Origin of the sequence: Burkholderia latens, from assembly GCF_001718795.1 — a bacterium.
Classification (GTDB): Bacteria; Pseudomonadota; Gammaproteobacteria; order Burkholderiales; family Burkholderiaceae; genus Burkholderia; species Burkholderia latens_A.
In genome coordinates, this window is sequence record NZ_CP013435.1 from 429,020 (window position 1) to 453,050 (window position 24,031).

The following is a 24,031-nucleotide window of genomic DNA, read 5'->3' on the forward strand; positions in this document are numbered from 1 at the left end:
TTGCGATTGAACATCGACGAACTACCTGCGTACTTCGAAACGTGCGTTGCCGCCGTAGGCAACTTACCGGAGAAAAATGACGCGATCACCCGATTTCACCGTCTTTAACTTTAGTCATAGATCGACGGGGACGAGACCCAATTTCGCCGAAATAAAAAGGGCCTGCTTTCGCCGGCCTTCGTGGCGGGGGCCGCATCTTCGCAAGATTTATCAATCCGCCGCGTGCTACCGTGACGCCGATTTCCGCCGCGGAGCTCGCGCATGACCGTCGACACGAAAACCGCAACGCCCGCGTGGGCGCGTTATGCGGCCCGCATCGCGCGGGTTCACGACTACATCCGCATGCACCTCGACGACCCGCTCGACCTGAACCGGCTCGCCGACATTGCGTGTCTGTCGCCGTACCACTGGCAGCGCGTCTATCGCGCGCTGTACGGCGAGTCGGTCGTGCTGACGGTGCGGCGGATGCGGATCGTGCGCGCGTCCGAGGATCTCGTGTGCACCGCGCTGCCACTCGATGCGATTGCGCGGCGCGCCGGCTACGGGTCGACGCACGCGTTCGGCCGCGCGTTTCGCGATGCTTACGGCGTGCCGCCCGCGCAGCACCGGCGCGCCGGCGTCCACCGGCCGATTTACCCGTTACAGCGAGGAGAGGAAGACATGTTCGAGCATGAGGTCGAGATCCGGCGGGTGCCGGAACTGCGCGGTTATGCGGTCGCGCATACGGGCGCGTATCTGAAGGTCGGCGATGCGTTCGCGCAGATCGGCGCGTGGGCCGGGCAGCGCGGGCTGTTCGGGCCCGGCGCGCAAATGATCGCCCTCTACTACGACGATCCCGATACGACGCCCGAAGCGCAGTTGCGCGCGAAAGCGTGCGTCGTGCCGGCCGCCGGCGCGCCGGACGTCGAGCCCGCGCCGCCGGTCGAGCGCATCGCGATCGCCGCCGGCGAATATGCGGTCCTGCTGCACACGGGACCGTATGCGGATCTGAAAGCCGCCTACCACTGGCTGTACGGAGACTGGCTTCGTCACTCGGGCCGCGAAGCGGCCGATGCGCCGCCGTTTGAGCTGTATCTGAATACGCCGATGGACGCGGCGCCAGCCGATCTGCGCACCGAGATTCATTTGCCGCTGCGTTGAGCGGTGGGGCTCGGGGCTGGCCGCTTCAACACTTGTCACAAAGCCGCGCACCGCGCGACGCAAGGCCTGCCGCAGACGCCACGCCGTCGCCGAAATCGGCTGCCGCGGCGCCCACGAAGGCGACGATCGGGCGTTAGCCGGCCTGCGCCCCGCAACCGGGACAAAAGCGCGCGTCGGCGGCCAGCGCCGCGTGACACCTGCCGCAGGCCTTGCCTCGCTGCGATACGCCGCACTGTGCGCAGAACCGCGCATCCGCCGCATTCAACGCGCCGCAGCCCGCGCATCCGAGCTGGCGCAGCGGTACGGTGCTGCCGGAACCGATCGGCGCATCGGCCGACGACGGCCAGCCCCAGCCGTCACGATCACGCCCGCGCGCGCCGTGACGTCCGTGGCTGCTGTGGCTGTTGTGACCGCCGTGACCGCCGTGACCGATGTGACCGCCATGGCCGTCGCGCCCGACGCCGCCGTGATGCCCGCCTGCACGGCCGCCACCGTGCCGGCCCAAGAGCCGCCTCAGAAAACTCATCGCCATCGCGTCACCGCTTCGCCGCCGCGCGGTCGAACACACCGCTCGCCGACAGCAGCCGCAAGCCGTTGCCGACGACGATCAAGCTCGCGCCGGCGTCGGCGAACACGGCCATCCACATCGTGCCGAGCCCCGCGACCGTGAGGCCGAGAAACACGACCTTCACGCCGAGCGCGAAGCCGATGTTCTGCACCAGCACGCGATGCGTCGCGCGCGACAGCCGCACGAACGCGGGAATCTTGCGCAGGTCGTCGTCCATCAGCGCGACGTCGGCCGTCTCGATCGCGGTATCGGTGCCCATCGCGCCCATCGCGAAGCCGATGTCGGCGCGCGCGAGCGCCGGCGCGTCGTTGATCCCGTCGCCGACCATCCCGACTGCGCCCGCGCCGGCCGCCGCCAATTCGTCGACCGCCGCGAGCTTGTCCTCGGGCAGCTGGTTGCCGCGCGCATCGTCGATGCCAGCCTGCCGCGCAATGGCCTGCGCGGTGTGCGGGTTGTCGCCCGTCAACATCGCGGTGCGGATGCCGAGTGCGTGCAGGTCGGCGATCGCCGCGCGACTGGTGTCCTTGATCGTGTCGGCCACCGCGAAGATCCCGAGTACGCGCGCGTCGTCAACGAGCATCACGACGCTCTTGCCCTGCCGCTCGAGCGCGTCGAGCTTCGCCTCCAGTGCCGGCGAGCAGCGCCCGAGCTCTTCGACGAGCCGGTGATTGCCGAGCCAGTAGCGCGCGCCGTCGATGGTGCCGCGCACGCCGCGGCCGAGCAGCGCTTCGAACGCCTGCACATCGGCGAACGGTGCCGGCTGCGTCTCGCGGGCGGCCATGGCGATCGCCTGCGACACCGGATGATCGGAGCGCGCCGCGAGGCTCGCGCCGAGCCGGCGCACGTGCTCGGCGTCGACGTCCGTCGCATGCAGGTCGAAATCGGTCTGCACCGGCTTGCCGTGCGTGATCGTGCCGGTCTTGTCGAGCGCGAGCCATGCGAGCTTGCGGCCTCCTTCCAGATACACGCCGCCCTTCACGAGAATCCCGCGCCGCGCGGCCGCCGCGAGGCCCGACACGATCGTCACCGGCGTGGAGATCACCAGCGCGCACGGGCACGCGATCACGAGCAGCACCAGCGCACGGTAGATCCAGTCGTGCCACGCGCCGCCCGTCACGAGCGGCGGCGCCACCGCGGCCAGCAGCGCGATCGCGAACACGATCGGCGTGTACACGCGCGCGAACCGGTCGACGAAACGCTGCGTCGGCGCCTTCGCGCCCTGCGCCTCCTCGACCGCGTGGATGATCCGCGCGAGCGTCGAGTTGGCCGCCGCTGCCGTCACGCGATAGTCGAACGAACCCGATTCGTTGATCGTGCCGGCGTACACGGCGTCGCCGGCGGTCTTGTCGACGGGCAGGCTCTCGCCGGTGATCGGCGCCTGGTTGACTGTCGAGCGGCCCGCGACGACCTCGCCGTCCAGCCCGATCCGCTCGCCCGGCTTCACGCGCACGATCGCGCCCGGCACGACCTGCGCGGCCTCGATCGTGCGCCACGAGCCGTCGGCCTGCTGTACGGTCGCCGTATCGGGCGCCAGCTGCATCAATCCCTGGATCGCATTGCGCGCGCGATCGAGCGACTTCGCCTCGATCAGCTCCGCGATCGTGAACAGCACCATGACCATCGCGGCTTCAGGCCACTGGCCGATCGCCATCGCGCCCGTCACCGCGATGCTCATCAGCGCATTGATGTTCAGGTTGCCGTTGCGGATCGCGATCCAGCCTTTCTTGTACGTCGTCAGCCCGCATGCGAGTACCGCCGCGAGCGCCAGCACCGCCGACAGCCACACCGGCAAGCCGGCCCAGCTCACGGCCTCCGACGCGACTGCCGCAACGCCGGCCAGCGCCAGCGGCCACCATGGCTTCGCGGGCGGCGGCGCGACGGGCGCTGCGGGCGTATCGGCCGACGCGGTCTCCGGCGTCATGCCGAGCGTGCGGATCGCGCTTTCGATCGCCGGTTGCGCGCCCGGCGCGTGGTCCACGGTCAGCATCCGCTGCATCAGGTTGAATTCGAGCGCGGACACCTGCTGCATTCCGCCGAGCTTCTTGCGGATCAGCGTCTCCTCGGTGGGGCAGTCCATCTGCAGGATCCGGAACGCGGAACGCACGTGACCCGACGCGGTCGCCCGCGCGGCGGGCAGCGGCGCGAGCGCAACCGCGGCGGGCGCGCAGCACGCGCCGGCCGCGTGGTCGCGAGCGTGGGCGTGGGCGTGGGCGTGGGCGTGGCCGTGGCCGTGGCCGTGGCCGTGGGCGTGGGCGTGCCCTGCGCGGTCGTCCGACGCGCGCGCATGCGAACAGGCAGCGCCGTGCTCATGCGCATCGCCGTGTGCGTGCCCGGAATGGCCGCCGCGGTCATCATCCTGCCCTTCTCCGCGCGCGACTCCATGACCGAGCCCGTCGTCATGGTCGCGGCCACATTCGTGCCGCGGCGCGCCGCGCGCCGCCGCATCGCAATGCGTGTGCTCGCCGGCTGCCGGCACCGTATCGGCAACGGCAGCCGCATGGTTCGCGCGCGACTCGGCGCAACAGGCATCTGCGCCGTCGGCATCGCGGTGTCGTGTGTCGCGGGTACGCTGGGCGTCGGTCATGACAACATCCTCTATGGCTTGACGATGTAGAGTTAACACCCTGAAGCCACTACAAGGTCAACCCTTACAACGGAGAAAGGTCATGAAGATCGGCGAACTGGCCAAGGCCGCCCGCTGCACGCCGGAAACGATCCGCTTCTACGAAAAAGAGGGACTGATGCCGGACGCGGAGCGCACCGATTCGAATTACCGCAACTACACCGACGTGCACGTCGAACGGCTGCGCTTCATTCGCAATTGCCGCGCGCTCGACATGGCGCACGACGAAATCCGTACGCTGCTGCAGCTCACGGACACGCCGGCCGACCCGTGCGATTCGGTGAACGCGCTGCTCGACGAACACATCGGGCACGTCGATGCGCGGCTTGCGGAACTGACACATCTGCGCGACCAGCTCACCGAATTGCGCCGCCAGTGCGTCGGCGAGCATTCGGTCGAGGACTGCGGAATCGTCCATGGCCTTGCAACGATGGAAACGCTCGCGCCGGCCGCGAAGCGCTCGCACCTCGGCTGAAACCCTTGCGGAATATGATGGTCTAGCCAATACTAGTCATAGTATTACTAGATATATCCAAACTATTCATGTCATCTGCCCGCCCGTCTCCGCTCGCGCTCGCGATCCTGGCGACCCTCACCGAAACGCCGATGCATCCGTACGGGATGCTGCAGCAGCTGAAGGCGCGCGGTTACGACGAGGCCATCAACGTGCGGCAGCGCACCAGCCTGTACCAGACGATCGATCGGCTGCTGCGCGACGGGCTGATCGCCGTGCACGATACCCAGCGCGACGGCGCGTTTCCCGAGCGCACGCTGTACACGCTGACCGAGGCCGGCCATACGGCCGGCCAGACGTGGCTGCATGCACTGCTCGCGGAACCCGCGCGCGAGTTTCCGGCATTCGGCGCCGGCCTCGCGTTCCTGCCGCTGCTGGACGCGGAAGATGCGCGGCACCAGCTCGAGCGCCGTATCGCCGCGCTCGAAGCCGAACGCGAGCGTCTCGAAGCGCTGCGCAACGCCGCGCAGAACGATCAGGTGTCGCGCCTGTTCCTGCTGCAGAACGAGCATGCACTGGTGCTGCTGAACGCGGAGCTCGACTGGGTGCGCAGCGTCGTCGAACACCTGAAAATTGGCGCGCTGCGCTGGGTCGACGGTTGACGCCCGTCCGCGAGCGCGCGCCGATCAGAGCACCTTGCCGGGATTGAGCACGCCGGCCGGATCGAGGGCGGCCTTCAGGCGCCGCATCAGCGCGATCTCGGCGTCGCTGCGCGTGTGCGCGAGATAACGGCGCTTCAGCACGCCGATCCCGTGCTCCGCCGACACCGAACCGCTCATGTCGCGCACGACCGCGTAGACGCAATCGTCAATCTCCTCCGGATCCGTCGCGCGCATGCCGGCGAGCGAAACGCCGATATGCACGTTGCCGTCGCCCACGTGCCCGAAGAACAGGCACGCAATGTCGGGCCAGCGTCCGCGCAATGCCGCCTCGCAGCGCGCGGCGAACGCGCCCAGTTCGCCGGTCGGCAGGCTCACGTCGAAGTTGATCAAATGCGGCAGCGCATCGATCGCGAGACCTTCGCGCAGCGTCCACAGGTCGCGTGCCTGACGCTCCGACGTCGCGAGCGCCGCATCGTCGACGAGGCCCGCGTCGAACGCATCCGCGAGCGCGGTTTCGAGCGCGGCGCGCGCATCGCTGCCCGGTGCGCTTGTCGCGCACTCGATCAGCACCGCGAAGCCGCCTTCGCCCGCGAACGGTGCGGCAACGCCCGGCGTGTGACGCGCGACGTAGTCGTAGAAGGCCGGCCACATCGCTTCGAAACTGACGAGTTCCTGCAGCACGCGCACGCGATTCCACAACGCGACGACGGCATCGTAGCTGTGCACGCGGCACAACGCGGTGGCCGGCTCGGCCAGCTTCGGATGCAGCCGCAGTACCGCGCGCGTGATGACGCCGAGCGTGCCTTCGCTGCCGATGAACAGCTGCTTCAGATCATAGCCGGCGTTGTTCTTCAGCATCCGGTTCATCGACGACACAACCGTGCCGTCCGCGAGCACCGCCTCGAGCCCGAGCACCTGCTCGCGCATCATCCCGTAGCGGATCGCGCGCGTGCCGCCCGCGTTGGTCGCGAGCATCCCGCCGATCTGGCAGGAGCCGCGCGCGCCGAGATCGACGCCGAACGTGAAGCCCGCCGCGTCCGCCGCTTCCTGCACGGTCTGCAGCGGCGTTCCGGCGCGTACCGTCATCGTGCCCGCCGCCACGTCGATCGCGTCGACGCCGGCGAAGCGCTCCATCGCCAGCACGATCTCGCCACCCAGCGCGACCGCGCCGCGCGCGAGCCCGGTGAGGCCGCCCTGCGGCACGACCGGCAGCCCGAGCCGCGTGCACAGCGCAAGCGTGCGCGCCACGTCGTCGACGCTGCGCGGCCGCACCAGCGCGCGCGGACGCACGCCGGCCGGTTCGTTGTACGCGGTGAAGTAGCGCGGATCGATGTCGGCCGACCGCGTGACGAGCGCGTCGCCCAGCTCGGCGGCGAACGCAGCGTCGAGCGCGTCGTCCGCCGGCGCAGCGGTGCCATGGCCGTGTTGCGCGCCAGCCGTGTGCAGGCTCTGCATCGTGCAGGCCCGCTTACTTTGTAGAGATGTCGATGTCGCCGAAGTACTTCTGGCCGAGCGCCTTCACGGTGCCGTCCGCCTTCAGCTTGTCGATCGCCGCATCGAGCTTCGTCTTCAGCGCGTCGTCGCCCTTGCGCAGCCCGAACGCGATTCCGCTGCCCAGAATCTTGTCGTCGCGCACCGGCTGGCCAACGAACGAGAAGCCGTTGCCGTCCGGACGCGACAGGAAGCCGCGCTGGCCGGCCGGCGCGAGCACCAGCGTCGCGTCGAGGCGGCCCGCGACGAGGTCCGCGTATGCCTGGTTCTGGTCCTGGTACGCGACGACCGACACCCCCGCCGGCTCCCAGTGCGCCTTCGCGTAGGTTTCCTGGATCGACGCCTGCAGCACGCCGACGCGCTTGCCCTTCAGCGATTCCGCCGTCGGCAGCAGGCCGCTGCCGGTGCGCGCGATCAGTTGCGTGGGCACGCGGTAGATGATCGTCGTGAAATCGATCGCCTGGCGCCGCTGTTCGGTCGCGTTCATCGCCGAATTGATCGCATCGAACTTGCGGCCCTTCAGCGCCGGAATCAGCCCGTCGAACGACGTCTCGACCCACTTGCACGACAGCTTCGCGCTCTGGCAGACGGCGTTGCCGACGTCGATGTCGAAGCCCTGCAGGTCGCCGTTCGGCGCCTTGGATTCGAACGGCGGGTATTGCGCTTCGAGGCCGAAACGCAACGTCTGCCCGTCGGCGAGCGCCGCGCCGGAGCCCAGCGCGCACGCGAATGCGAGCGCGAGTTTCAGGGTGTGTGCATGCTTCATCGTGATCTCCTGACTTGTCGGCCGGCGCCGTGCATCGGCACGTACGACCGTCCCATCCGTGGCTTGCGAGGCGACCGTCGAGCCGCCTGCCTGTGTGCGGGTCACCCCGCGAGTTACAGCGAACGCAACCGCCGCGCGCCCTCGATCAGCGTCGCGTCGTCCTTCGAGAAGCTGAGCCGGATCACGCCGGCGTCGGTGCCGTCGGTATAGAACGCCGACAGCGGAATCGTCGCGACGCGCGCATCGCGAATCAGGCGCAGCACGAAGTCGCTGTCGCGCTCGTCAGAGAAGTGGCGGAAACGCGCGAGCATGAAAAACGAGCCTTCGCTCGGCAGCAGCTCGAAACGCGACCCGGCCAGCTCGCGCGCGAGCAGATCGCGCTTGGCCTGATAGAACGCCGACAGGCCGAGATAGTGTTCCGGCCGCGCGAGTATTTCCGCGAACGCGACCTGCATCGGCGTATCGGCCGAGAACACCATGAACTGGTGCACCTTGCGAATCTCGTCCATCAGCGCGGCCGGCGCGATGCAATAACCGACACGCCAGCCCGTCACGTGGAACGACTTGCCGAACGACGACACGATCACGCTGCGCTCGGCAAGTTCACGGTGGCGTGCGACGCTCTGGTGCTGCGCGCCGTCGAACACCACATGCTCGTACACCTCGTCCGACAACACGACGACGTCCGTATTGCGCGTAAGCTGCGCGAGCCGCTCGAGGTCGTCGGCGGAGAACACGGTCGCGGTCGGGTTGTGCGGCGTGTTGACGATGATCATCCGCGTGCGCGGCGTGATCGCCGCGGCCACTTCGTCCCAGTTCACGCGGAAATGCTCGGGCGACAGCTTGATCGCAACCGGCGTCGCCCCCTGCATCCGCACGATCGGCGCGTAACTGTCGAACGACGGCTCGAAATAGATGACTTCGTCGCCCGGGTGCACGAGCGCGCTGATCGCCGCGTACAGCCCCTCACTCGCGCTCGCGATCACCGTGATCTCGGAGCCCGGGTCGTAGCGCGTGCCGTACAGCGCCTCCGTCTTTTCCGCGAGCCGCTCGCGCAGCGACGCGATGCCGGCCATCGGCGCGTACTGGTTGTGGCCGTCGCGCATCGCCCGCGCGACGCCGTCGACAAGCGCCGGATCCGGCGCGAAATTGGGCGCGCCCTGCGACAGATTCAGCGCATCGTGCTGCGCGGCGAGCTGGCCGATCACCGTGAAGATGGTCGTCCCGACGTCCGGCAGTTTCGAACGGGGCGTGGTGGCACTTCGCATGACTTCTCCTCCTGATGTCCGTCGGATGTGCGCGCGCGATGCACGCCGCCCGACTCATGCCCAGCGATTTAGCCTGAGCCAATATCAGCGGACAAACGAAAGTTCGTCATGGCGGCCATGCATTTTTCTCATGACCGTGAATTCCGGAGCCGCGAAGTCAAAGTCGCACCTCCCGCAATGCATGCGTATTGGGCATTTGCAGGGTCCGCGCGGCGGCCGCTGCCCGCGTCATGCGCCGGCCGCTGCCAGATACGCGCGCAGTACGGCCTGCAATTCGCCGCGCAACATTGCGAAGTCGAGCGCCGGCCCGAGCGTCAACAGCGCCTGCGACACGCCGCCGTAGCAGACCGAGTGGGCCATCCGCGCGCAGCCGTCGAGCCGGGCCGTCGGCGGCGGATCGGCGGCGTGCGCAAGCGCGTCGCGCCATAGCGCGACATACGCGTCGTAATGCCGGCGGTATGCGGCCAGCGGCGACACCTGCCGCTCCAGCGAGAAAAGCGCGGCCCATAGCGCGGCGTCGGCGGCAATCGCATCGATCTGCAGATCGACGAGCGCGGCTGCGAGTTCGACGCGGGTCGCGCCACGCAGCCCGTGCGCGGCGACGCGCAGCCGGTGGGCGAGCGCCAGCACGCGGCTGTGGATGCACAGTGCGGCAAGACTCTGCTTGTCGCCGAAGTATTCGTAGAAGGTGCCGATACTGACGCCGGCTACGGCCGCAATCTCGCGGATCGTCGCCTTCGCGTAGCCGCGTTCGAGCAAAAGCTGAACGAACGCCTGCTGCAGCGCATCCGACGTGGCCTGCGCGCGCCGCTGCCGCGGCCGGCGGCGTAACGCGGGCGCGGGTTGCGCCGCCGGCTGGCCGGGCGGCGCCGGAACCTGAACATGTCGCGGCGGCATATTTGCTACTCTGAAATTCAGCGGGGAACAGGTCGAACGGGGAGCCGGCGCGGCGCCCGGCGGGCCGGCCGACCGCGAAGCACGACACCGGAGACAAGCCGATGACCGAAGCGACCCATGCAGTCACGAACCAGTTCGACGAACTGATCGACTATAACCTCTTCGCGACCGACGTCGCGTTGCGCGATGCGCTCGTGCGCGCGGGCGCCGACTGGGCCGTGCCGCAGCTCGACGCGTACGGCGCGCGGCTCGGCAGTGCCGACACCGCCCGGCTCGCCGACGAAGCGAACCGCCACACGCCGGAGCTGAACGCATTCGACCGGCGCGGCCGGCGCATCGACCGCGTCGACTTCCATCCGGCGTGGCACACGCTGCTCGGCATGTACCGCCGCGAAGGCTTCGTGTCGCTCGCATTCCGAGACGCGCGCCCGGGGCGCTGGGCCGCAACGGCCGCCGGCTTCTACCTGCACGGCCAGATCGAGGCCGGCACGCTGTGCCCGGCGACGATGACGCAGGCCGCGATTCCGGTGCTGCAGAAGGAACCTGCGCTATGGAGCTTGCTGCGCGACAAGTTGTACAGCGACGACTACGATCCGCGCGACGTGCCGATCGCCGACAAACGCTCGGTCTGGCTCGGGATGGGGATGACCGAGAAACAGGGCGGCTCCGACGTGCGCGCGAACACGACACTCGCGACCGCCATCGGTGCGGGCGGCCGCGGCGGCGAATACCGGCTGCGCGGCCACAAGTGGTTCTTCTCCGCGCCGATGTGCGATGCGCACCTCGTCGTCGCGCGGACCGACGCCGGCGGCCCGTCGTGCTTCTACGTGCCGCGCTGGCGACCGGACGGCGCGAAGAACGCGGTCGAGATCCAGCGGCTGAAGAACAAGGTCGGCAACCGCAGCAACTCGAGCAGCGAGATCGAGCTCGACGACGCGTGGGGCACCATGCTGGGCGACGAAGGGCGCGGGATTCCGACCATCATCGAGATGGCCACGTACACGCGGCTGAACTGCGTGCTCGGCAGCGCTGCGATGCTGCGCCAGGGCGTCGTGCAGGCGATCGCATACACGCGGCAGCGCCACGCATTCGGCCGCGCACTCGCCGAACAGCCGCTGATGCGCACCGTGCTTGCCGATCTCGCGCTCGAGAGCGAGGCCGCGCTCGCGCTCGCGATGCGGCTCGCCGACGCGTTCGAGCGCGACGACTCGCCGCGCGAACGCGCATGGAAGCGAATCGTCACGCCCGCCGCGAAATTCTGGGTCTGCAAGCGCGCGGTCGAGCTGACCGGAGAGGTGATGGAAGTGTTCGGCGGCAACGGCTACGTCGACGACGGGCCGATCGCACGACTGTTCCGCGAAGCGCCGGTCAACTCGATCTGGGAAGGCTCCGGCAACGTAATGTGTCTCGACGTGCTGCGCGCGGTGTCGCGCGAGCCGGACGCGGCCGCAGCGCTGGTTGCCGAGCTGTCCGATCTCGGCGCCGGCGAACCGCGCATTCGCGCGGCGCTCGACGCGTTGCGTGCGATGCTCGCGGCGCCGGCCGATGCGCTGGAGGCGTCGGCTCGCGTGTTCGCGCAGCGGCTCGCGCTGCTCGCGCAGGCGTGCCTGCTGCGGCGCGATGCGCCGCCGGCCGTCGCCGACGCGTTCATCGCGACGCGGCTCGCCGCGCCGGACTGGGGACGCATCGCCGGCGGCTTCGATCCGCGGGCGGTCGACGTCGCCGCACTGCTGCAACGGGCCTATCCGGCCTGACGCCCTGCCCGCTCGTTCTCCTCGCCAGGAGGCTCGATGAACCTCGTCGCCGCCCTCGACCGCGCCGCCCGCGCGACGCCCGACAAGCCGTTTCTGATCCACGACGACACGACGATTTCCTACGCCGCCGCGCGCGAGCGCTCGCACCGCTCGGCGGCCGTGCTGAGCGCGCTGGGCGTCGCGGCCGGTGACCGTGTCGCCGCGATGTGCCTGAACACGCCGGCGTTCGTCGACCTGATGTTCGGCGCATGGCGGCTCGGCGCCGCGTTCGTGCCGGTCAACCACAAGCTGCAGGCTCCGGAGGTCGACTACGTGCTCGATCACAGCCGCAGCAAGGTGATCCTGTTCGACGCGGCGCTCGCGCCGGTGCTCGCACGCGTGACGCATCCGGCGCGGCGGCTCGTTACCGAAGGCGATGCGGCCGGCGTGCCGGCCTTCGATGCAATGCGTGCGGCGATGGACGGCGTCGCGGGCATCGAACCGGCCGACGGCGAGGTCGCGCAGATTCTCTACACGTCCGGCACGACGGGCCGCCCGAAAGGCTGTGTGCTCAGCCACCGCGCGGTGACGTTCGCGGCGATGTCGGCCGCGCTCGCGATCGGCATCGGTCGCAACGAGCGCACGCTGATAGCAATGCCGATCTGGCATTCGTCGCCGCTGAACAACTGGTTCGGCGGCACGCTGTACGCGGGCGGCACCGTCGTACTGCTGCGCGAATACCATCCATTGCGCTTCCTTGAAGCAATCGAGCGCGAACGCGTGACGCTTTATTTCGGCGCGCCGGTGTCGTATATGCTGCCGCTCGACACGGTCGAGCGCTTCGCGGCATTCGACCTGTCGAGCGTGCGCGCATGGCTGTACGGCGGCGGCCCGATCGGCGCGGAGCAAGCCGAACGGCTCGCACGCGCGTATCGCAGCAGCGCGTTCTTCCAGGTCTACGGGATGACGGAAACGGGGCCGGCCGGCACCACGCTGTATCCGGACGAGCAGATCGCGAAGGCCGGCTCGATCGGCCGTCACGGCGGCCCGGGCGTCGACCTGCGGGTCGTGCGCGGCAACGGCGCGGACGCGCTGCCGGGCGACACCGGCGAGATCTGGCTGAAGGCCGACAGCATGATGCTCGGCTATCTCGACGACGCGGCCGCGACGCGCGCCGCGTTCACGCCGGACGGCTGGTACCGCACGGGCGACATCGCACGGATCGATCAGGATGGCTATCTGTTCATCGTCGACCGGCTGAAGGACATGATCGTGACAGGCGGCGAGAACGTCTATTCGAAGGAGGTCGAGGATGTGCTCGGCGCGCATCCGGGCCTCGCGGAAGCCGCGGTGGTCGGCGTCCCGCATCCGGACTGGGGCGAGACGGTCGTCGCACACGTCGTACCGCGCGCCGGTGCCGCGCCGGACGCGGACGCGTTGCGCGCGTTCTGCGGCGAGCGGCTCGCCGCGTACAAGATCCCGCGCGAATTCGTGTTCGCGGAAACGCTGCCGCGTACGCCAACGGGCAAGCTGCAGAAGTTGCTGCTGCGCACGCGTCGCGAATAGCGGCGACGCACGATCGCCTCGCGCGGCCGCCCAAAGAAAAAAGCCACCGGAGCCGACGGCCCGGTGGCTTTGTCGCATGATCGGCGACGCGGCGCCGTTCGACGCCGCCCGCAGCTCACGTCGAGCTTACTTGCCGCCGATGCTCTTCAGCGGCTTCCACTCGCCCTTCTCGACCTTGTACATCGTGATGCCGCCGTTCTTCAGGTCGCCCTTCGCGTCGTACGCGACGTGCGTCGACGTGACACCGGCCATGTCGGTCTTCGCGAGCACCGGCAGGTACTTCGCCGGATCGGTCGAATCGGCCTTCTTCATCGCGTTCAGCATCGCCATCGCGCCGTCGTACGCGTACGGCGAGTACGTCTGCACGTCTTCGCCGAAGCGCTTCTTGTACTTGTCGGCGTACGCCTTGCCGCCCGGCATTTCGTCGAGCGGGAGACCGGCCAGCGATGCGATCGTGCCTTCGGCCGCGTTGCCCGCGATCTTCAGGAACGTCGGCGTCTTCACCATTTCGCCGCTCATCAGCGGGGCGGTGATGCCGAGCGCCTTCATCTGCTTGACCATCGGCGCGGCCTGCGAATCCGCACCGCCGTAGTAGACGAGGTCCGGCTTCGCTGCCTTCAGCTTCGTCAGAATCGCCTTGAAGTCGACGGCCTTGTCGTTCGTGAATTCGCGGTCGACAATCGTCGCGCCGCCGGCCTTCGCGGCCTTCTCGAACTGGTCGGCGAGACCCTGGCCGTAGGCCGTGCGGTCGTCGACGATCGCGATCTTCTTCATGCCGAGGTCCTTCGACGCGAACGTGCCCGCCACCGAGCCCTGCTGCGTGTCGGACGTCATCATGCGGAAGGTCGTCTTGTAACCCTGCTGCGTGTATTCCGGCGCCGTCGCCATCGCGATTTGCGGGATGCCCGCGTTCGCGTAGATGCGCGATGCGGGAATCGTCGTGCCCGAGTTGAAGTGGCCGAGCATGCCCTTGATGCCGTCGTCGACGAGCTTCTGCGCGACCGTCGTGCCGGTGCGCGGGTCAGCCTGGTCGTCTTGCGTCTCGAGCACGAACTTCACCGGCTTGCCGCCGATCTTCGGGCTGGTCGCGTTGAAGTCTTCCAGCGCGAGCGCGATCCCGTTCTGCATATCCTTGCCGTAGTGCGCCTGCGCGCCCGTCATCGGCCCTGCGTAACCGATTTTCACGTCGTCCGCGTGAGCCGTCCCCGCCAGCGACATGACAGCGACGAACGTCGCGCCTGCCAGCTTTTTCATCGTGTGTTGCATAGCATCTCCTTGGTACCAGGGTAAATGGAGCGGCTTCGGGATCGCCTAGCCGCTTCCTTTGTTTGATCCGAACGGCAAGGATGGTCAGCCGATCGTCATCAAATTCGCATTGCCGCCCGCCGCCGCCGTGTTGACGCTCACCGAGCGCTCCGTCAGCAGGCGCTCGAGCGCGTAGTCTTCCGCATCGCCGTTCTCGAACGCGCCCGCCGACACGCCCTGCACCGACACGATCGGGCCCGGGCGCTGCGCGACGTCCTTCACGAGCGTCTGCAGTTCGTCGCTGTCGCCTTCGAACAGCACCGCATCGAACGGCGCGTCCGCCTGCTTGCGCACGGCCGCGTGCGCCTTCAGCGCAGCCGGCAGCGCGGCGACCAGCGCCTCGCCCGCAGCACCTGCGAACAACGCGCGGTTGCCCGTCGCGAGCACCGCCGCGAACTGCGCGCGCGCGCCGCCCGGCGTCGCCGCGACACACAACACCGTGCCGCGCGGGCCGAGTGTATACGTGTTTCGTTCGCCCGTCGGGCCCGTCAGCACCGCGGTTGCGCCGGCCGGCACCTGCGCGAGGTAGCCGTCGCAGCGTGCGGCCAGCGCCGGCTCGCGCTGCTCGATCAGCCAGTCGCGCAGCGCGGTGAGCGCCGCCGCCGGATTGCCGCGCGCGTCGCCGCCGGCCGCGCCGTCCGCGACCAGCGACGCCGCGAGCGAACGCGGCAGCCCCGACGGACGCGTCGCAAGCAGGCGCTGCAGATACAGCGCGCCGCCGGCCTTCGGGCCGGTACCCGACAGCCCTTCGCCGCCGAACGGCTGCACGCCGACCACCGCGCCGATCACGTTGCGGTTCACGTAGATGTTGCCGACGTGCGCGTTCGAGATCACGTGTGCGATCGTCTCGTCGATCCGCGTATGGATCCCGAGCGTCAGGCCGTAGCCGGTCGCGCGGATCTGGTCGAGCAGCTTGTCGAGCTGGCTGCGGCGGTAGCGCACGACGTGCAGCACCGGGCCGAACACTTCACGCTTCAGCTCGTCGATGCTGCCGATTTCGATCAGCGTCGGCGGCACGAACGTGCCGTGCGCGCACGCATCGGGCATCGGCAGCTGCGTGACCGCGTGGCCCTTTTCCTTCATCGCGGCGACGTGCGTGTCGATCGTCTGTTTCGCTTCGGCGTCGATCACCGGGCCGACGTCGGTCGACAGCCGGTCCGGGTTGCCGAGCGCCAGCTCGTGCATTGCACCCTTCAACATCGTCAACGTGCGGTCCGCCACGTCGTCCTGCAGACACAGAACGCGCAGCGCCGAGCACCGTTGACCGGCCGAGTCGAACGACGACTGCAGCACGTCCGCGACGACCTGCTCCGCCAGTGCCGACGAGTCGACGATCATCGCGTTCTGGCCGCCCGTTTCCGCGATCAGCGGAATCGGCTTGCCGTCCGGGTCGAGGCGTGCGGACAGCGTCTTGTTGATCAGGCGCGCGACTTCGGTCGAGCCGGTAAACATCACCGCACGCGTGCGCGGATCGGCGACCAGCGCCGCGCCGACGGTCTCGCCGGTGCCCGGCAGCAGCTGCACCGCACCGGCCGGCACGCCGGCCTCGCGCAGCAGCCGCACCGCTTGTGCGGCGATCAGCGGCGTTTGTTCGGCCGGCTTCGCGAGCACCGTGTTGCCGGCCGCGAGCGCAGCGGCGACCTGGCCCATGAAGATCGCGAGCGGGAAATTCCACGGACTGATGCAGACCACGGGGCCGAGCGGACGGTGCGTGTCGTTCGAAAACTCGTCGCGAATCTGCGCGGCGTAATAGCGCAGGAAGTCGACGGCTTCGCGGATTTCGGCGATCGCGTTCGGCAGCGACTTGCCGGCTTCGCGCACGATCAGGCCCATCAGCGTGTGCATCTGCGCTTCGAGCAGGTCGGCCGCGCGCACCAGGCAGTCGGCGCGCGCGTCGACCGGCGTCGCCTGCCAGATCGGCGCCGCAGCCACCGCGTGCGCAAGCGCTGCGCTCACGTGCTCGGCCGTGGCTTCGCTGACCGTGCCGACCACGTCGCGCAGGTCGGCCGGGTTGCGCACGTCGCGCGCCGGTGCGTCGGCGAGCGCGTCGTCGGCGAGCATCGGCGCCGCGCGCCACGGATGGTGCGCGCTTGCCAGCAGCGCCGACGACAGCGACGCGAGACGGTGTTCGTTCGACAGGTCGAGGCCCATCGAGTTGGGGCGCTCGTCGCCGTACAGGTTGCGCGGCAGCGGGATCTTCGCGTGCGGCGCGCCGAGCGGCACGACCTTCGATGCCTCGTCGACCGGATCGGCGACCAGCTCCTTCACCGACACCGTCTTGTCCGCGATGCGGTTCACGAACGACGTGTTCGCGCCGTTCTCGAGCAGACGGCGCACGAGGTACGCGAGCAGCGTTTCATGCGTGCCGACCGGTGCGTACACGCGGCACGGACGGTTCAGCTTGTCGCGGCCCGTGACTTCCTCGTACAGCGGCTCGCCCATCCCGTGCAGGCACTGGAATTCGTACTGGCCCGGGTAGTAGTTCTGGCCGGCCAGGTGATAGATCGCGGCCAGCGTGTACGCGTTGTGCGTGGCGAACTGCGGATAGACGGCGTCGGGCGCCGCGAGCAGCTTCTTCGCGCACGCGAGGTACGACACGTCCGTGTAGATCTTGCGCGTGTAGACCGGATAGCCTTCGAGGCCGTCGACCTGCGCCCGCTTGATTTCGGTGTCCCAGTACGCGCCCTTGACGAGACGGATCATCAGGCGATGACGGCTGCGGCGCGCGAGGTCGATCAGGTAGTCGATCACGAACGGACAGCGCTTCTGATAGCCCTGCACGACGAAGCCGATGCCGTTCCAGCCGGCGAGTTCCGGGTCGAAGCACAGCGCTTCCAGCAGGTCGAGCGACAGTTCGAGACGGTCGGCTTCTTCCGCGTCGATGTTCAGGCCGATGTCGTAGCGGCGCGCCAGCAGCGCGAGCGCACGCACGCGCGGCAACAGCTCGCTCATCGTGCGGTCCTGCTGCGAGCGCGAGTAGCGCGCGTGCAGCGCCGACAGCTTGATCGAGATGCCCGGGCCTTCGTAGATGCCGCGCCCGCCGGCCGCCTTGCCGATCGCGTGGATCGCCTGCTCGTACGACGCGTAGTAGCGTTGCGCGTCCTCTTCGGTCGTCGCCGCTTCGCCGAGCATGTCGTACGAGTAGCGGAAGCCGCGCGCTTCGTACTTGCGGCTGTTCGCCAGCGCTTCGGAAATCGTCTCGCCGGTGACGAACTGCTCGCCCATCAGCCGCATCGCCATGTCGACGCCCTTGCGGATCAGCGGCTCGCCGCCGCGGCCGATCAGGCGCGTGAGCGCCGACGACAGCCCGGCTTCGCTATTGGTGGTCACGAGCTTGCCGGTGATCATCAGGCCCCAGGTCGCCGCGTTCACGAACAGCGACGGCGCGTGACCGACGTGCGAGCGCCAGTCGCCCTTGCTGATCTTGTCGCGGATCAGCGCGTCGCGCGTCGCGCGATCGGGAATGCGGAGCAGCGCTTCGGCGAGGCACATCAGCGCGACGCCTTCCTGGCTCGACAGCGAGAACTCGTGGATCAGGCCTTCGACGCCGCCCCCCGAGCTCTTCTCGCGCAGCGCTTCGACGAGCTGCGTCGCGAGCGCCTGCACGTCCGCCTGCAGGTTCGCGGGCAGGCGTGCCTGACCCAACAGGAACGGCACGCATTCCGGCTCGGGGCGGCGATACGCGGCCGTGATCGCCGCACGCAGCACCGATTGCGGCTGCACGTTCTGCGCGAACTCGAGGAACGGATGCGGCGAGTTGTCGTCGTCGTCCGTCGCGTGGCCGTCAGCGAGCTCCGTCACGCCACTGCTGCCCGACAGCTCGGGCGGGAGTTGACCGTGCTCGATCCGCTCCAGATACGCGAAGATCGCCTGCTTGATCAGCCAGTGGGGAGTACGCTCGAGACGCGTCGCCGCGTCTTTCAGGCGCGAGCGGAGGAGGTCGTCGACTTTGACGCCGAGGGTCGTGCTTGCCATGGTGGGTTCGTGCGCCGGTGCAGGGCCGGCGAAATGGTGTGAGAGGATGCGCGAAATCCTACGGCACGCAATAAAAAGGTGCAACCAAATTGCACGATCGGTTGCACCCACAAGTTAGCCAATATAATCAGCCACTTAGCGGGTTGCAACCTAGGGGTTGCCCGTGGTCGGCGGATCGGTGTTTTCCCTGAGCGGGCGGGTTTGCCGGGCGCGGAGCAACCTTTTGGGGGCGCGCTTGCGCGAAAAGGTGGGTTGCACTGTGGACGCCAGTTGAATCCGGCGGCCGAAGCGGGAGCGAGAATCGCGCGGCGCGGGCGCGTGGTGGGCCGTCGGGCGAGTGAGCGAGTGGGCGAGTGGGCGGGTGCGGTCGCAGCGCTCGGCGAGCTCGTCCGGGCGCCTAAACACCCGCGTCCGCCACCGCGACGCTTTGGTCAGATATCCAGCGGATCGACCTCGACGCTCCACCGCAGCACGCCCTTCAGGGCGCGCAGCTCCGGCTGCCATGCACGCAGCGCATGCTGCAGCGCGCTGCGCGACGCACTTTCGAGCAGCAACTGCGCGCGATGCACATTCGCGACCTTCACGATCGTCATCGGCACCGCATCGTAGACGGTCACGCGATCGGCGCCCGGCAACCCCGGCAACGCGGCCGCGGCCTGCAGCAGGAACGCGAGCGCCGCATCGAGCGTGCGTCCTTCGGCACGCAGCAGCGCCTGGTAGACGAACGGCGGCAGATGCGCGTCGCGGCGCTCGCCGAGCGTCGAATTCGCAAAGCCGATGTAATCCTGTCGGCCGAGCGCGTGGTACAGCGCGTGACGCGGATAGCGCGTCTGCACGAGCACCTCGCCCGGCAGGCCTGCGCGCCCCGCGCGGCCGCTCACCTGCATCAGCTGCGCGAACAGCCGCTCGCTCGCGCGGAAGTCGTGCGAAAACAGCGCGGTGTCGGCATTGAGCACGCCGACGAGCGACACGCGCTGGAAGTCGTGCCCTTTCGCGATCATCTGCGTGCCGACCAGAATGTCGACCTCGCCGGCGTGCACGTCCGAGAACAGCGCCTGCGCGCTACCCTTGCGCCGCGTGCTGTCCGCGTCGATTCGCAGGATCCGCGCGCCCGGCACAGCGTCGGCAAGCGCCTCCTCGATACGCTGCGTGCCGCGCCCGAGCGGCGCGATATCGATGTTTCCGCATTCGGGGCACGAGCGCGGAATGCGCGCTTCCCACCCGCAGTGATGGCAGCGCAACGCGTGCTCGGGCTTGTGCAACACCACGTATGCGCTGCAGCGCGGACAGCCGGCGACCCAGCCGCATGCGTCGCATGCGAGCTGCGGTGCGTAGCCGCGCCGATTCAGGAAAACGAGACTCTGTTCGCCGCGCTCGAGCCGCGCCTTCAGCGCCGCGACCAGCGGCCCCGACAGCCCGCCCATCGACGCACGGCCGCGCCGCCGCTCCTCCTCGAGATCGATCAGCCGCACGGTCGGCAGCGTCGCGTCGGCCACCGCGCGGCGCGACAGCGTGAGCCGCGTGTAACGGCCTTGTTCGGCCTGCCACCAGCTCTCCAGCGACGGCGTCGCCGAGCCGAGCACGACAGGTATCCCGAGATGCTTCGCGCGCCACACCGCGAGATCGCGCGCCGAATAGCGCAGCCCTTCCTGCTGCTTGTACGCGGGTTCGTGTTCCTCGTCGACGACGATCAGCGCGAGCGTCGGCAGCGACGCAAGCACCGCGAGTCGTGTGCCGAGCACGATCCGCGCGCGGCCGGTGTGCGCGGCGAGCCAATTGCGCGCACGCTCACCCTCGGCGAGCCCGCTGTGCAACGTGACGATCGCATCGTCGGCGAGCGTACCCGCGAAGCGTGCGCGAAACGCGGCCTCGAACTGCGGCGTCAGATTGATTTCGGGCACGAGCACGAGCGCCTGTGCGTCCGCGCGCGCATCGAGCAGCGCCGCAAGCGCATGCAAATAGACCTCGGTCTTGCCGCTGCCCGTCACGCCATGCAGCAGGAAAGGCGCGAAACCCTGCGCCGCGCGGATCGCGTCGAGCGCCTCGGCTTGCTGGTCGGTGAGCGCCGGCGGCACAGCCCGTCCACTGGTTGTCGACAGGTTATCCACAGCTTTGGGCACAGGCGTATCGGCCCAGCCGATCTCGTCGATTGCGATCCAGCCGCGCGTCGCCCAGTCGTCGAGCGTCGCAACTGCCTTGGGATGCAATGCGCGCGCATCGGGCAACGTCAACGAATCGGTGTCCGCAAGCGCCTGCGCGAGTCGGCGCAACGCGGCGCCGCGAGCGGGCAGTGCGTCGGGAAGCGCGGCACGGCCGGCGTCGGTCAGCCGGTAGCGCACTTCCGGCGCGAGCAACCGCCCCCAGCGGTCGGCGTCGCGCAGCGCCTGCGGCAGCGCCGGCAGCGCGACTTCGCCTCGACCGCGCTGGTAATAATCGGCCGCGAACGACACGAGCGCGAGCCAATCCGGCGCCAGCGGCGGCAGTTCAGTGCAGATCGCGTCGATCGCCCGCAGCCGCGACGGCGGTACATCGGTGTGAGTCGTTACTTCGCAAACGAGCCCGACCACTTGGCGTTTGCCGAACGGCACCTGCACCAGTGTGCCGGGTTCGGGCGCGGGCTGCGCATCGCAACGGTAGTCGAACAGTGTCGCGAGCGGATGGTCGAGGGCGACGCGCAGATAGGTATCGCTCATCGTGATGCTCCGTCCCGCATAAGGGCCAGCACGACGCAGACGGCCTGAACCCGCGTCCTCGTCACGGGCGCGAACTTAAAGTAAAACTTCAGATTCGGCGCTAAGTTTTGGATTCGCATTAGGAATCGCCGTATACCCTGGCCAGCCTGTGGATAACTTTGTTGAGAACTCGGCGCTCGACGGCCGCGAAGCGCGCGGGGCCGTGCTTTCCGCTGCTTTGGCCCGCTGCCGGTGATGCCCCGCGAAGCCTTATTCCATAAGGCTGCTATTCAAATTCCCAAACCATAGCGAGACAATTCGACCGATGCGGGGCTCTACCGCGCTGCAACGTGGGAAATGTGCATAAGTCAAGTCTTGACAAGCCGGGAATCGGCAACCGGTGCGGGGTTGCGCCCTGTTTAGTGCGCGCAACGAAACGCCGTCACCCCGCACCGCAGCATGACGGCGCTTGCGCTCAGCCCGCGGCTCGGCTACGGATCTTCCGGCTGTGGCTATGGACTTCGTCGACCAGCTCGGCGACGTGATCCGGCGACGTGAACTGCGAGATGCCGTGGCCGAGGTTGAACACGTGGCCCGGATGGTTGCCGTAGCTGTCGAGGACCGCCCGCGCCTGTTCGCGCACCGCCGCCGGCGGCGCAAACAGGATCGTCGGGTCGAGGTTGCCCTGCAGCGCAACGCGCCCCGCGACGCGTTCGCGCGCGGCACCGAGATTGACCGTCCAGTCGAGCCCGACCGCGTCGACGCCGGTCGCTGCAATTTCCTCCAGCCACAGCCCGCCGCCCTTGGTGAACGTGATCACCGGCACGCGCTCGCCGTCATGCTCGCGCTTGAGCTGCGCGACTACGCGACGAATGTAGTCGAGCGAGAAGCGCTGGTACGCACCGTCCGCCAGCGCGCCGCCCCACGTATCGAAGATCATCACGGCTTGCGCGCCGGCTTCGATCTGCGCGTTCAGGTAGGCGGCCACCGCCTGCGCGTTCACGTCGAGGATCCGGTGCATCAGGTCGGGCCGCGAGTACGCCATCGACTTCACGGTGCGGAAATCGTCCGACCCGCCGCCTTCGACCATGTAACACGCGAGTGTCCACGGGCTGCCCGAGAAGCCGATCAGCGGCACGCGCTGCCGCCCCTGGCCGTCGGTCAGTGCGCGGCGGATTTCGCGCACGGCGCCCGTTACGTAGCCGAGCGTCGCGTCGATGTCGGGCACCGCGAGCTTCGCGACGTCGGCCTCCGTGCGCACCGGGTGTGCGAACTTCGGCCCTTCGCCCACCTGGAAGTCGAGGCCGAGCCCCATTGCGTCGGGAATCGTCAGGATGTCCGAGAACAGGATCGCGGCATCGAGCGGAAAGCGCTCGAGCGGCTGCAGCGTCACCTCGGTCGCGTAGTCGGGATTCTTCGCGAGCCCGAGGAAACTGCCGGCGCGCGCGCGCGTCGCGTTGTACTCGGGCAGATAGCGGCCCGCCTGACGCATCAGCCAGATCGGCGTGTAGTCGGTCGGCTCGCGCAGAAGCGCACGCAGGAAGGTGTCGTTGAGCAGGGTATGGGCCACGGTAGGAGCGACGAAGCGAGAGCAAACCGGCATTTTACCGGAGCAGCGTCGCGCGGCCGCGTATGCCGATGCGATGGCGGCCATATGACGCGCGCGATGCGTCCGTTATGATCGGACGCTGATATCAAACCGAACCAGGAGGAGACCAATGAAGACATTCGCCACGCTGGCCGCGCTCGCCGCCGTCACCCTTTTCTGTGCTGCCGCGCACGCGCAGAGCGCGACTTCCGCTGCGCCGGCCGCCGCGTCGACCGGCTCGCGGCTCGACGACGTGCTCGCGCGCGGCACGCTGCGCGTCTGCACGACGGGCGATTACAAACCGTATTCGTACTACCGAACGGACGGCCGCTTCGAGGGCATCGACATCGACATGGCGGAATCGCTCGCGAAATCGCTCGGCGTGAAGGCCGAATTCGTGAAGACGAGCTGGTCGAACCTGACGAACGACTTCGTCGCGAAGTGCGACATCGCGGTGGGCGGCGTATCGACGACGCTCGAGCGGCAGAAGCGCGCGTTCTTCACGCAGCCGTATGTCGTCGACGGCAAGACGCCGATCGTGCGTTGCGCGGACGTCGACAAGTACCAGACCGTCGCACAGATCGACCGGCCCGACACGCGCGTGATCGTCAACCCCGGCGGCACCAACGAGCGCTTCGCGAAGCAATTCTTCACGCACGCGAAGCTGAGCGTCTATCCGGACAACGTGACGATCTTCAAGCAGATCCTCGCCGGCAACGCCGATGTGATGGTGACCGACGCGTCCGAGACGCTGCTGCAGCAGAAGCTGAATCCGGGCCTGTGTTCGGTGCATCCGGACAAGCCGTTCCAGTTCGGCGAAAAGGCGTACATGGTGCCGCGCGGCGACGTCGTGTTCCAGCAGTACGTCGATCAGTGGCTGCATCTCGCACTATCGGCCGGCGAATACCAGGCAACGTCGGACCGGTGGCTGAAGTAATCACGCGCGTGCGCGGCCTGGGCCGCCGGCAGCGGGTATCGAGCTCGCCAGTGCCGGCGGCGGACACGGGATGCGGCGTGTCCGGCGCCCCGATCGGTGCACTGCCGTTACAGCTTCCGGAGCGCCGACCGGCGCGAAATCGAAAAAACCGGCCGAATGGCCGACTACCGCTTACACCGATCGCGTTTCAAAATCTTTCTGACGAATGAATCGTCATACACGGTCGCTATCACGCGATGCACGTTCGGGCGTGTAAATGCGCCATTCACCGGCGTGAAAACGCATAAAAAACGCGTGATACGCATATGATGAAAACTCTGCGGAATAAATGGGTAAATATGACCTTTCTCAGTACCCCGAAAACAGCAAAAAATCCCGCAAAGCCT

17 protein-coding genes are annotated in these 24,031 nt (G+C 68.3%); 7 read left to right on the forward strand and 10 right to left on the reverse strand.

The window, feature by feature from the left end:
- Positions 1-261: 261 nt before the first annotated feature.
- A complete protein-coding gene (locus WK25_RS02075) occupies positions 262-1,140 on the forward strand; it encodes an AraC family transcriptional regulator (RefSeq protein WP_069240917.1) in 879 nt (292 codons plus the stop codon).
- 133 nt (positions 1,141-1,273) lie between these two features.
- Here the strand turns inward: WK25_RS02075 and WK25_RS02080 are convergent, their stop codons facing one another.
- Positions 1,274-1,666, reverse strand: coding sequence for a zinc ribbon domain-containing protein (locus WK25_RS02080; RefSeq protein ID WP_069241911.1), 393 nt, complete (start codon positions 1,664-1,666; stop codon positions 1,274-1,276).
- Between the two features lie 10 nt (positions 1,667-1,676).
- Positions 1,677-3,785, reverse strand: a complete 2,109-nt coding sequence (locus WK25_RS02085; RefSeq protein ID WP_226209243.1) for a heavy metal translocating P-type ATPase — start codon at positions 3,783-3,785, stop codon at positions 1,677-1,679.
- Positions 3,786-3,812: 27 nt separating this feature from the next.
- Here WK25_RS02085 and WK25_RS32020 point away from each other — a divergent pair, with 27 nt between their 5' ends.
- From WK25_RS32020 to WK25_RS02095, 3 genes are all read left to right on the forward strand, one after another.
- Positions 3,813-4,322 (forward strand): hypothetical protein, encoded by a 510-nt coding sequence (locus tag WK25_RS32020; RefSeq protein WP_226209241.1) that lies wholly within the window; start codon positions 3,813-3,815, stop codon positions 4,320-4,322.
- 52 nt (positions 4,323-4,374) lie between these two features.
- Complete coding sequence (gene cadR, locus WK25_RS02090) at positions 4,375-4,806, forward strand: Cd(II)/Pb(II)-responsive transcriptional regulator (protein ID WP_040142805.1); 432 nt, start codon at positions 4,375-4,377, stop codon at positions 4,804-4,806.
- Between the two features lie 68 nt (positions 4,807-4,874).
- Entirely contained in the window at positions 4,875-5,447 is a 573-nt protein-coding gene (locus WK25_RS02095) for a PadR family transcriptional regulator (RefSeq protein WP_040142802.1), read from the forward strand.
- Positions 5,448-5,471: 24 nt separating this feature from the next.
- On the opposite strand, the gene WK25_RS02100 is transcribed toward WK25_RS02095, so the two are convergent.
- The 4 genes from WK25_RS02100 to WK25_RS02115 all read right to left on the reverse strand — a co-directional run bounded on the left by WK25_RS02100 (position 5,472) and on the right by WK25_RS02115 (position 9,869).
- Positions 5,472-6,902, reverse strand: a complete 1,431-nt coding sequence (locus tag WK25_RS02100) for an FAD-binding oxidoreductase (protein WP_069240919.1) — start codon at positions 6,900-6,902, stop codon at positions 5,472-5,474.
- A 13-nt stretch (positions 6,903-6,915) separates the two neighbouring features.
- A complete protein-coding gene (locus WK25_RS02105; RefSeq protein WP_069240920.1) occupies positions 6,916-7,704 on the reverse strand; it encodes an ABC transporter substrate-binding protein in 789 nt (262 codons plus the stop codon).
- A gap of 113 nt (positions 7,705-7,817) precedes the next feature.
- Positions 7,818-8,972: a pyridoxal phosphate-dependent aminotransferase gene (locus WK25_RS02110; RefSeq protein ID WP_059548092.1), complete on the reverse strand. Its 1,155-nt coding sequence runs from the start codon at positions 8,970-8,972 to the stop codon at positions 7,818-7,820.
- 228 nt (positions 8,973-9,200) lie between these two features.
- Positions 9,201-9,869, reverse strand: a complete 669-nt coding sequence (locus tag WK25_RS02115; protein WP_069240921.1) for a TetR/AcrR family transcriptional regulator — start codon at positions 9,867-9,869, stop codon at positions 9,201-9,203.
- A 101-nt stretch (positions 9,870-9,970) separates the two neighbouring features.
- Here WK25_RS02115 and WK25_RS02120 point away from each other — a divergent pair, with 101 nt between their 5' ends.
- Entirely contained in the window at positions 9,971-11,623 is a 1,653-nt protein-coding gene (locus WK25_RS02120) for an acyl-CoA dehydrogenase family protein (RefSeq protein WP_069240922.1), read from the forward strand.
- Between the two features lie 36 nt (positions 11,624-11,659).
- A complete protein-coding gene (locus WK25_RS02125) occupies positions 11,660-13,168 on the forward strand; it encodes a class I adenylate-forming enzyme family protein (RefSeq protein ID WP_069240923.1) in 1,509 nt (502 codons plus the stop codon).
- A gap of 126 nt (positions 13,169-13,294) precedes the next feature.
- Here the strand turns inward: WK25_RS02125 and WK25_RS02130 are convergent, their stop codons facing one another.
- The 4 genes from WK25_RS02130 to hemE all read right to left on the reverse strand — a co-directional run bounded on the left by WK25_RS02130 (position 13,295) and on the right by hemE (position 22,690).
- On the reverse strand, positions 13,295-14,434 hold the full coding sequence (locus WK25_RS02130; RefSeq protein ID WP_040142790.1) for a branched-chain amino acid ABC transporter substrate-binding protein: 1,140 nt from the start codon (positions 14,432-14,434) through the stop codon (positions 13,295-13,297).
- Positions 14,435-14,518: 84 nt separating this feature from the next.
- On the reverse strand, positions 14,519-18,448 hold the full coding sequence (gene putA, locus WK25_RS02135; RefSeq protein WP_069240924.1) for a trifunctional transcriptional regulator/proline dehydrogenase/L-glutamate gamma-semialdehyde dehydrogenase: 3,930 nt from the start codon (positions 18,446-18,448) through the stop codon (positions 14,519-14,521).
- Positions 18,449-18,879: 431 nt separating this feature from the next.
- A complete protein-coding gene (locus WK25_RS02140) occupies positions 18,880-21,141 on the reverse strand; it encodes a primosomal protein N' (protein WP_069240925.1) in 2,262 nt (753 codons plus the stop codon).
- Positions 21,142-21,595: 454 nt separating this feature from the next.
- The gene (gene hemE / locus WK25_RS02145) at positions 21,596-22,690 is read right to left on the reverse strand and encodes a uroporphyrinogen decarboxylase (RefSeq protein ID WP_280902597.1); all 1,095 of its coding nucleotides are present in this window, start codon (positions 22,688-22,690) and stop codon (positions 21,596-21,598) included.
- Between the two features lie 148 nt (positions 22,691-22,838).
- Here hemE and WK25_RS02150 point away from each other — a divergent pair, with 148 nt between their 5' ends.
- A complete protein-coding gene (locus tag WK25_RS02150) occupies positions 22,839-23,645 on the forward strand; it encodes a transporter substrate-binding domain-containing protein (RefSeq protein WP_059548100.1) in 807 nt (268 codons plus the stop codon).
- Positions 23,646-24,031 lie beyond the last annotated feature (386 nt).

Bases quoted from the DNA above. Each gene is read 5' to 3' on its own strand.
- WK25_RS02075 (WP_069240917.1), top strand. From the start codon at position 262: ATGACCGTCGACACGAAAACCGCAACGCCCGCGTGGGCGCGTTATGCG.
- WK25_RS02080 (WP_069241911.1), bottom strand. From the start codon at position 1,666: ATGAGTTTTCTGAGGCGGCTCTTGGGCCGGCACGGTGGCGGCCGTGCA.
- WK25_RS02085 (WP_226209243.1), bottom strand. From the start codon at position 3,785: ATGGACTGCCCCACCGAGGAGACGCTGATCCGCAAGAAGCTCGGCGGA.
- cadR (WP_040142805.1), top strand. From the start codon at position 4,375: ATGAAGATCGGCGAACTGGCCAAGGCCGCCCGCTGCACGCCGGAAACG.
- WK25_RS02095 (WP_040142802.1), top strand. From the start codon at position 4,875: ATGTCATCTGCCCGCCCGTCTCCGCTCGCGCTCGCGATCCTGGCGACC.
- WK25_RS02100 (WP_069240919.1), bottom strand. From the start codon at position 6,902: ATGCAGAGCCTGCACACGGCTGGCGCGCAACACGGCCATGGCACCGCT.
- WK25_RS02105 (WP_069240920.1), bottom strand. From the start codon at position 7,704: ATGAAGCATGCACACACCCTGAAACTCGCGCTCGCATTCGCGTGCGCG.
- WK25_RS02110 (WP_059548092.1), bottom strand. From the start codon at position 8,972: ATGCGAAGTGCCACCACGCCCCGTTCGAAACTGCCGGACGTCGGGACG.
- WK25_RS02115 (WP_069240921.1), bottom strand. From the start codon at position 9,869: ATGCCGCCGCGACATGTTCAGGTTCCGGCGCCGCCCGGCCAGCCGGCG.
- WK25_RS02120 (WP_069240922.1), top strand. From the start codon at position 9,971: ATGACCGAAGCGACCCATGCAGTCACGAACCAGTTCGACGAACTGATC.
- WK25_RS02125 (WP_069240923.1), top strand. From the start codon at position 11,660: ATGAACCTCGTCGCCGCCCTCGACCGCGCCGCCCGCGCGACGCCCGAC.
- WK25_RS02130 (WP_040142790.1), bottom strand. From the start codon at position 14,434: ATGCAACACACGATGAAAAAGCTGGCAGGCGCGACGTTCGTCGCTGTC.
- putA (WP_069240924.1), bottom strand. From the start codon at position 18,448: ATGGCAAGCACGACCCTCGGCGTCAAAGTCGACGACCTCCTCCGCTCG.
- WK25_RS02140 (WP_069240925.1), bottom strand. From the start codon at position 21,141: ATGAGCGATACCTATCTGCGCGTCGCCCTCGACCATCCGCTCGCGACA.
- WK25_RS02150 (WP_059548100.1), top strand. From the start codon at position 22,839: ATGAAGACATTCGCCACGCTGGCCGCGCTCGCCGCCGTCACCCTTTTC.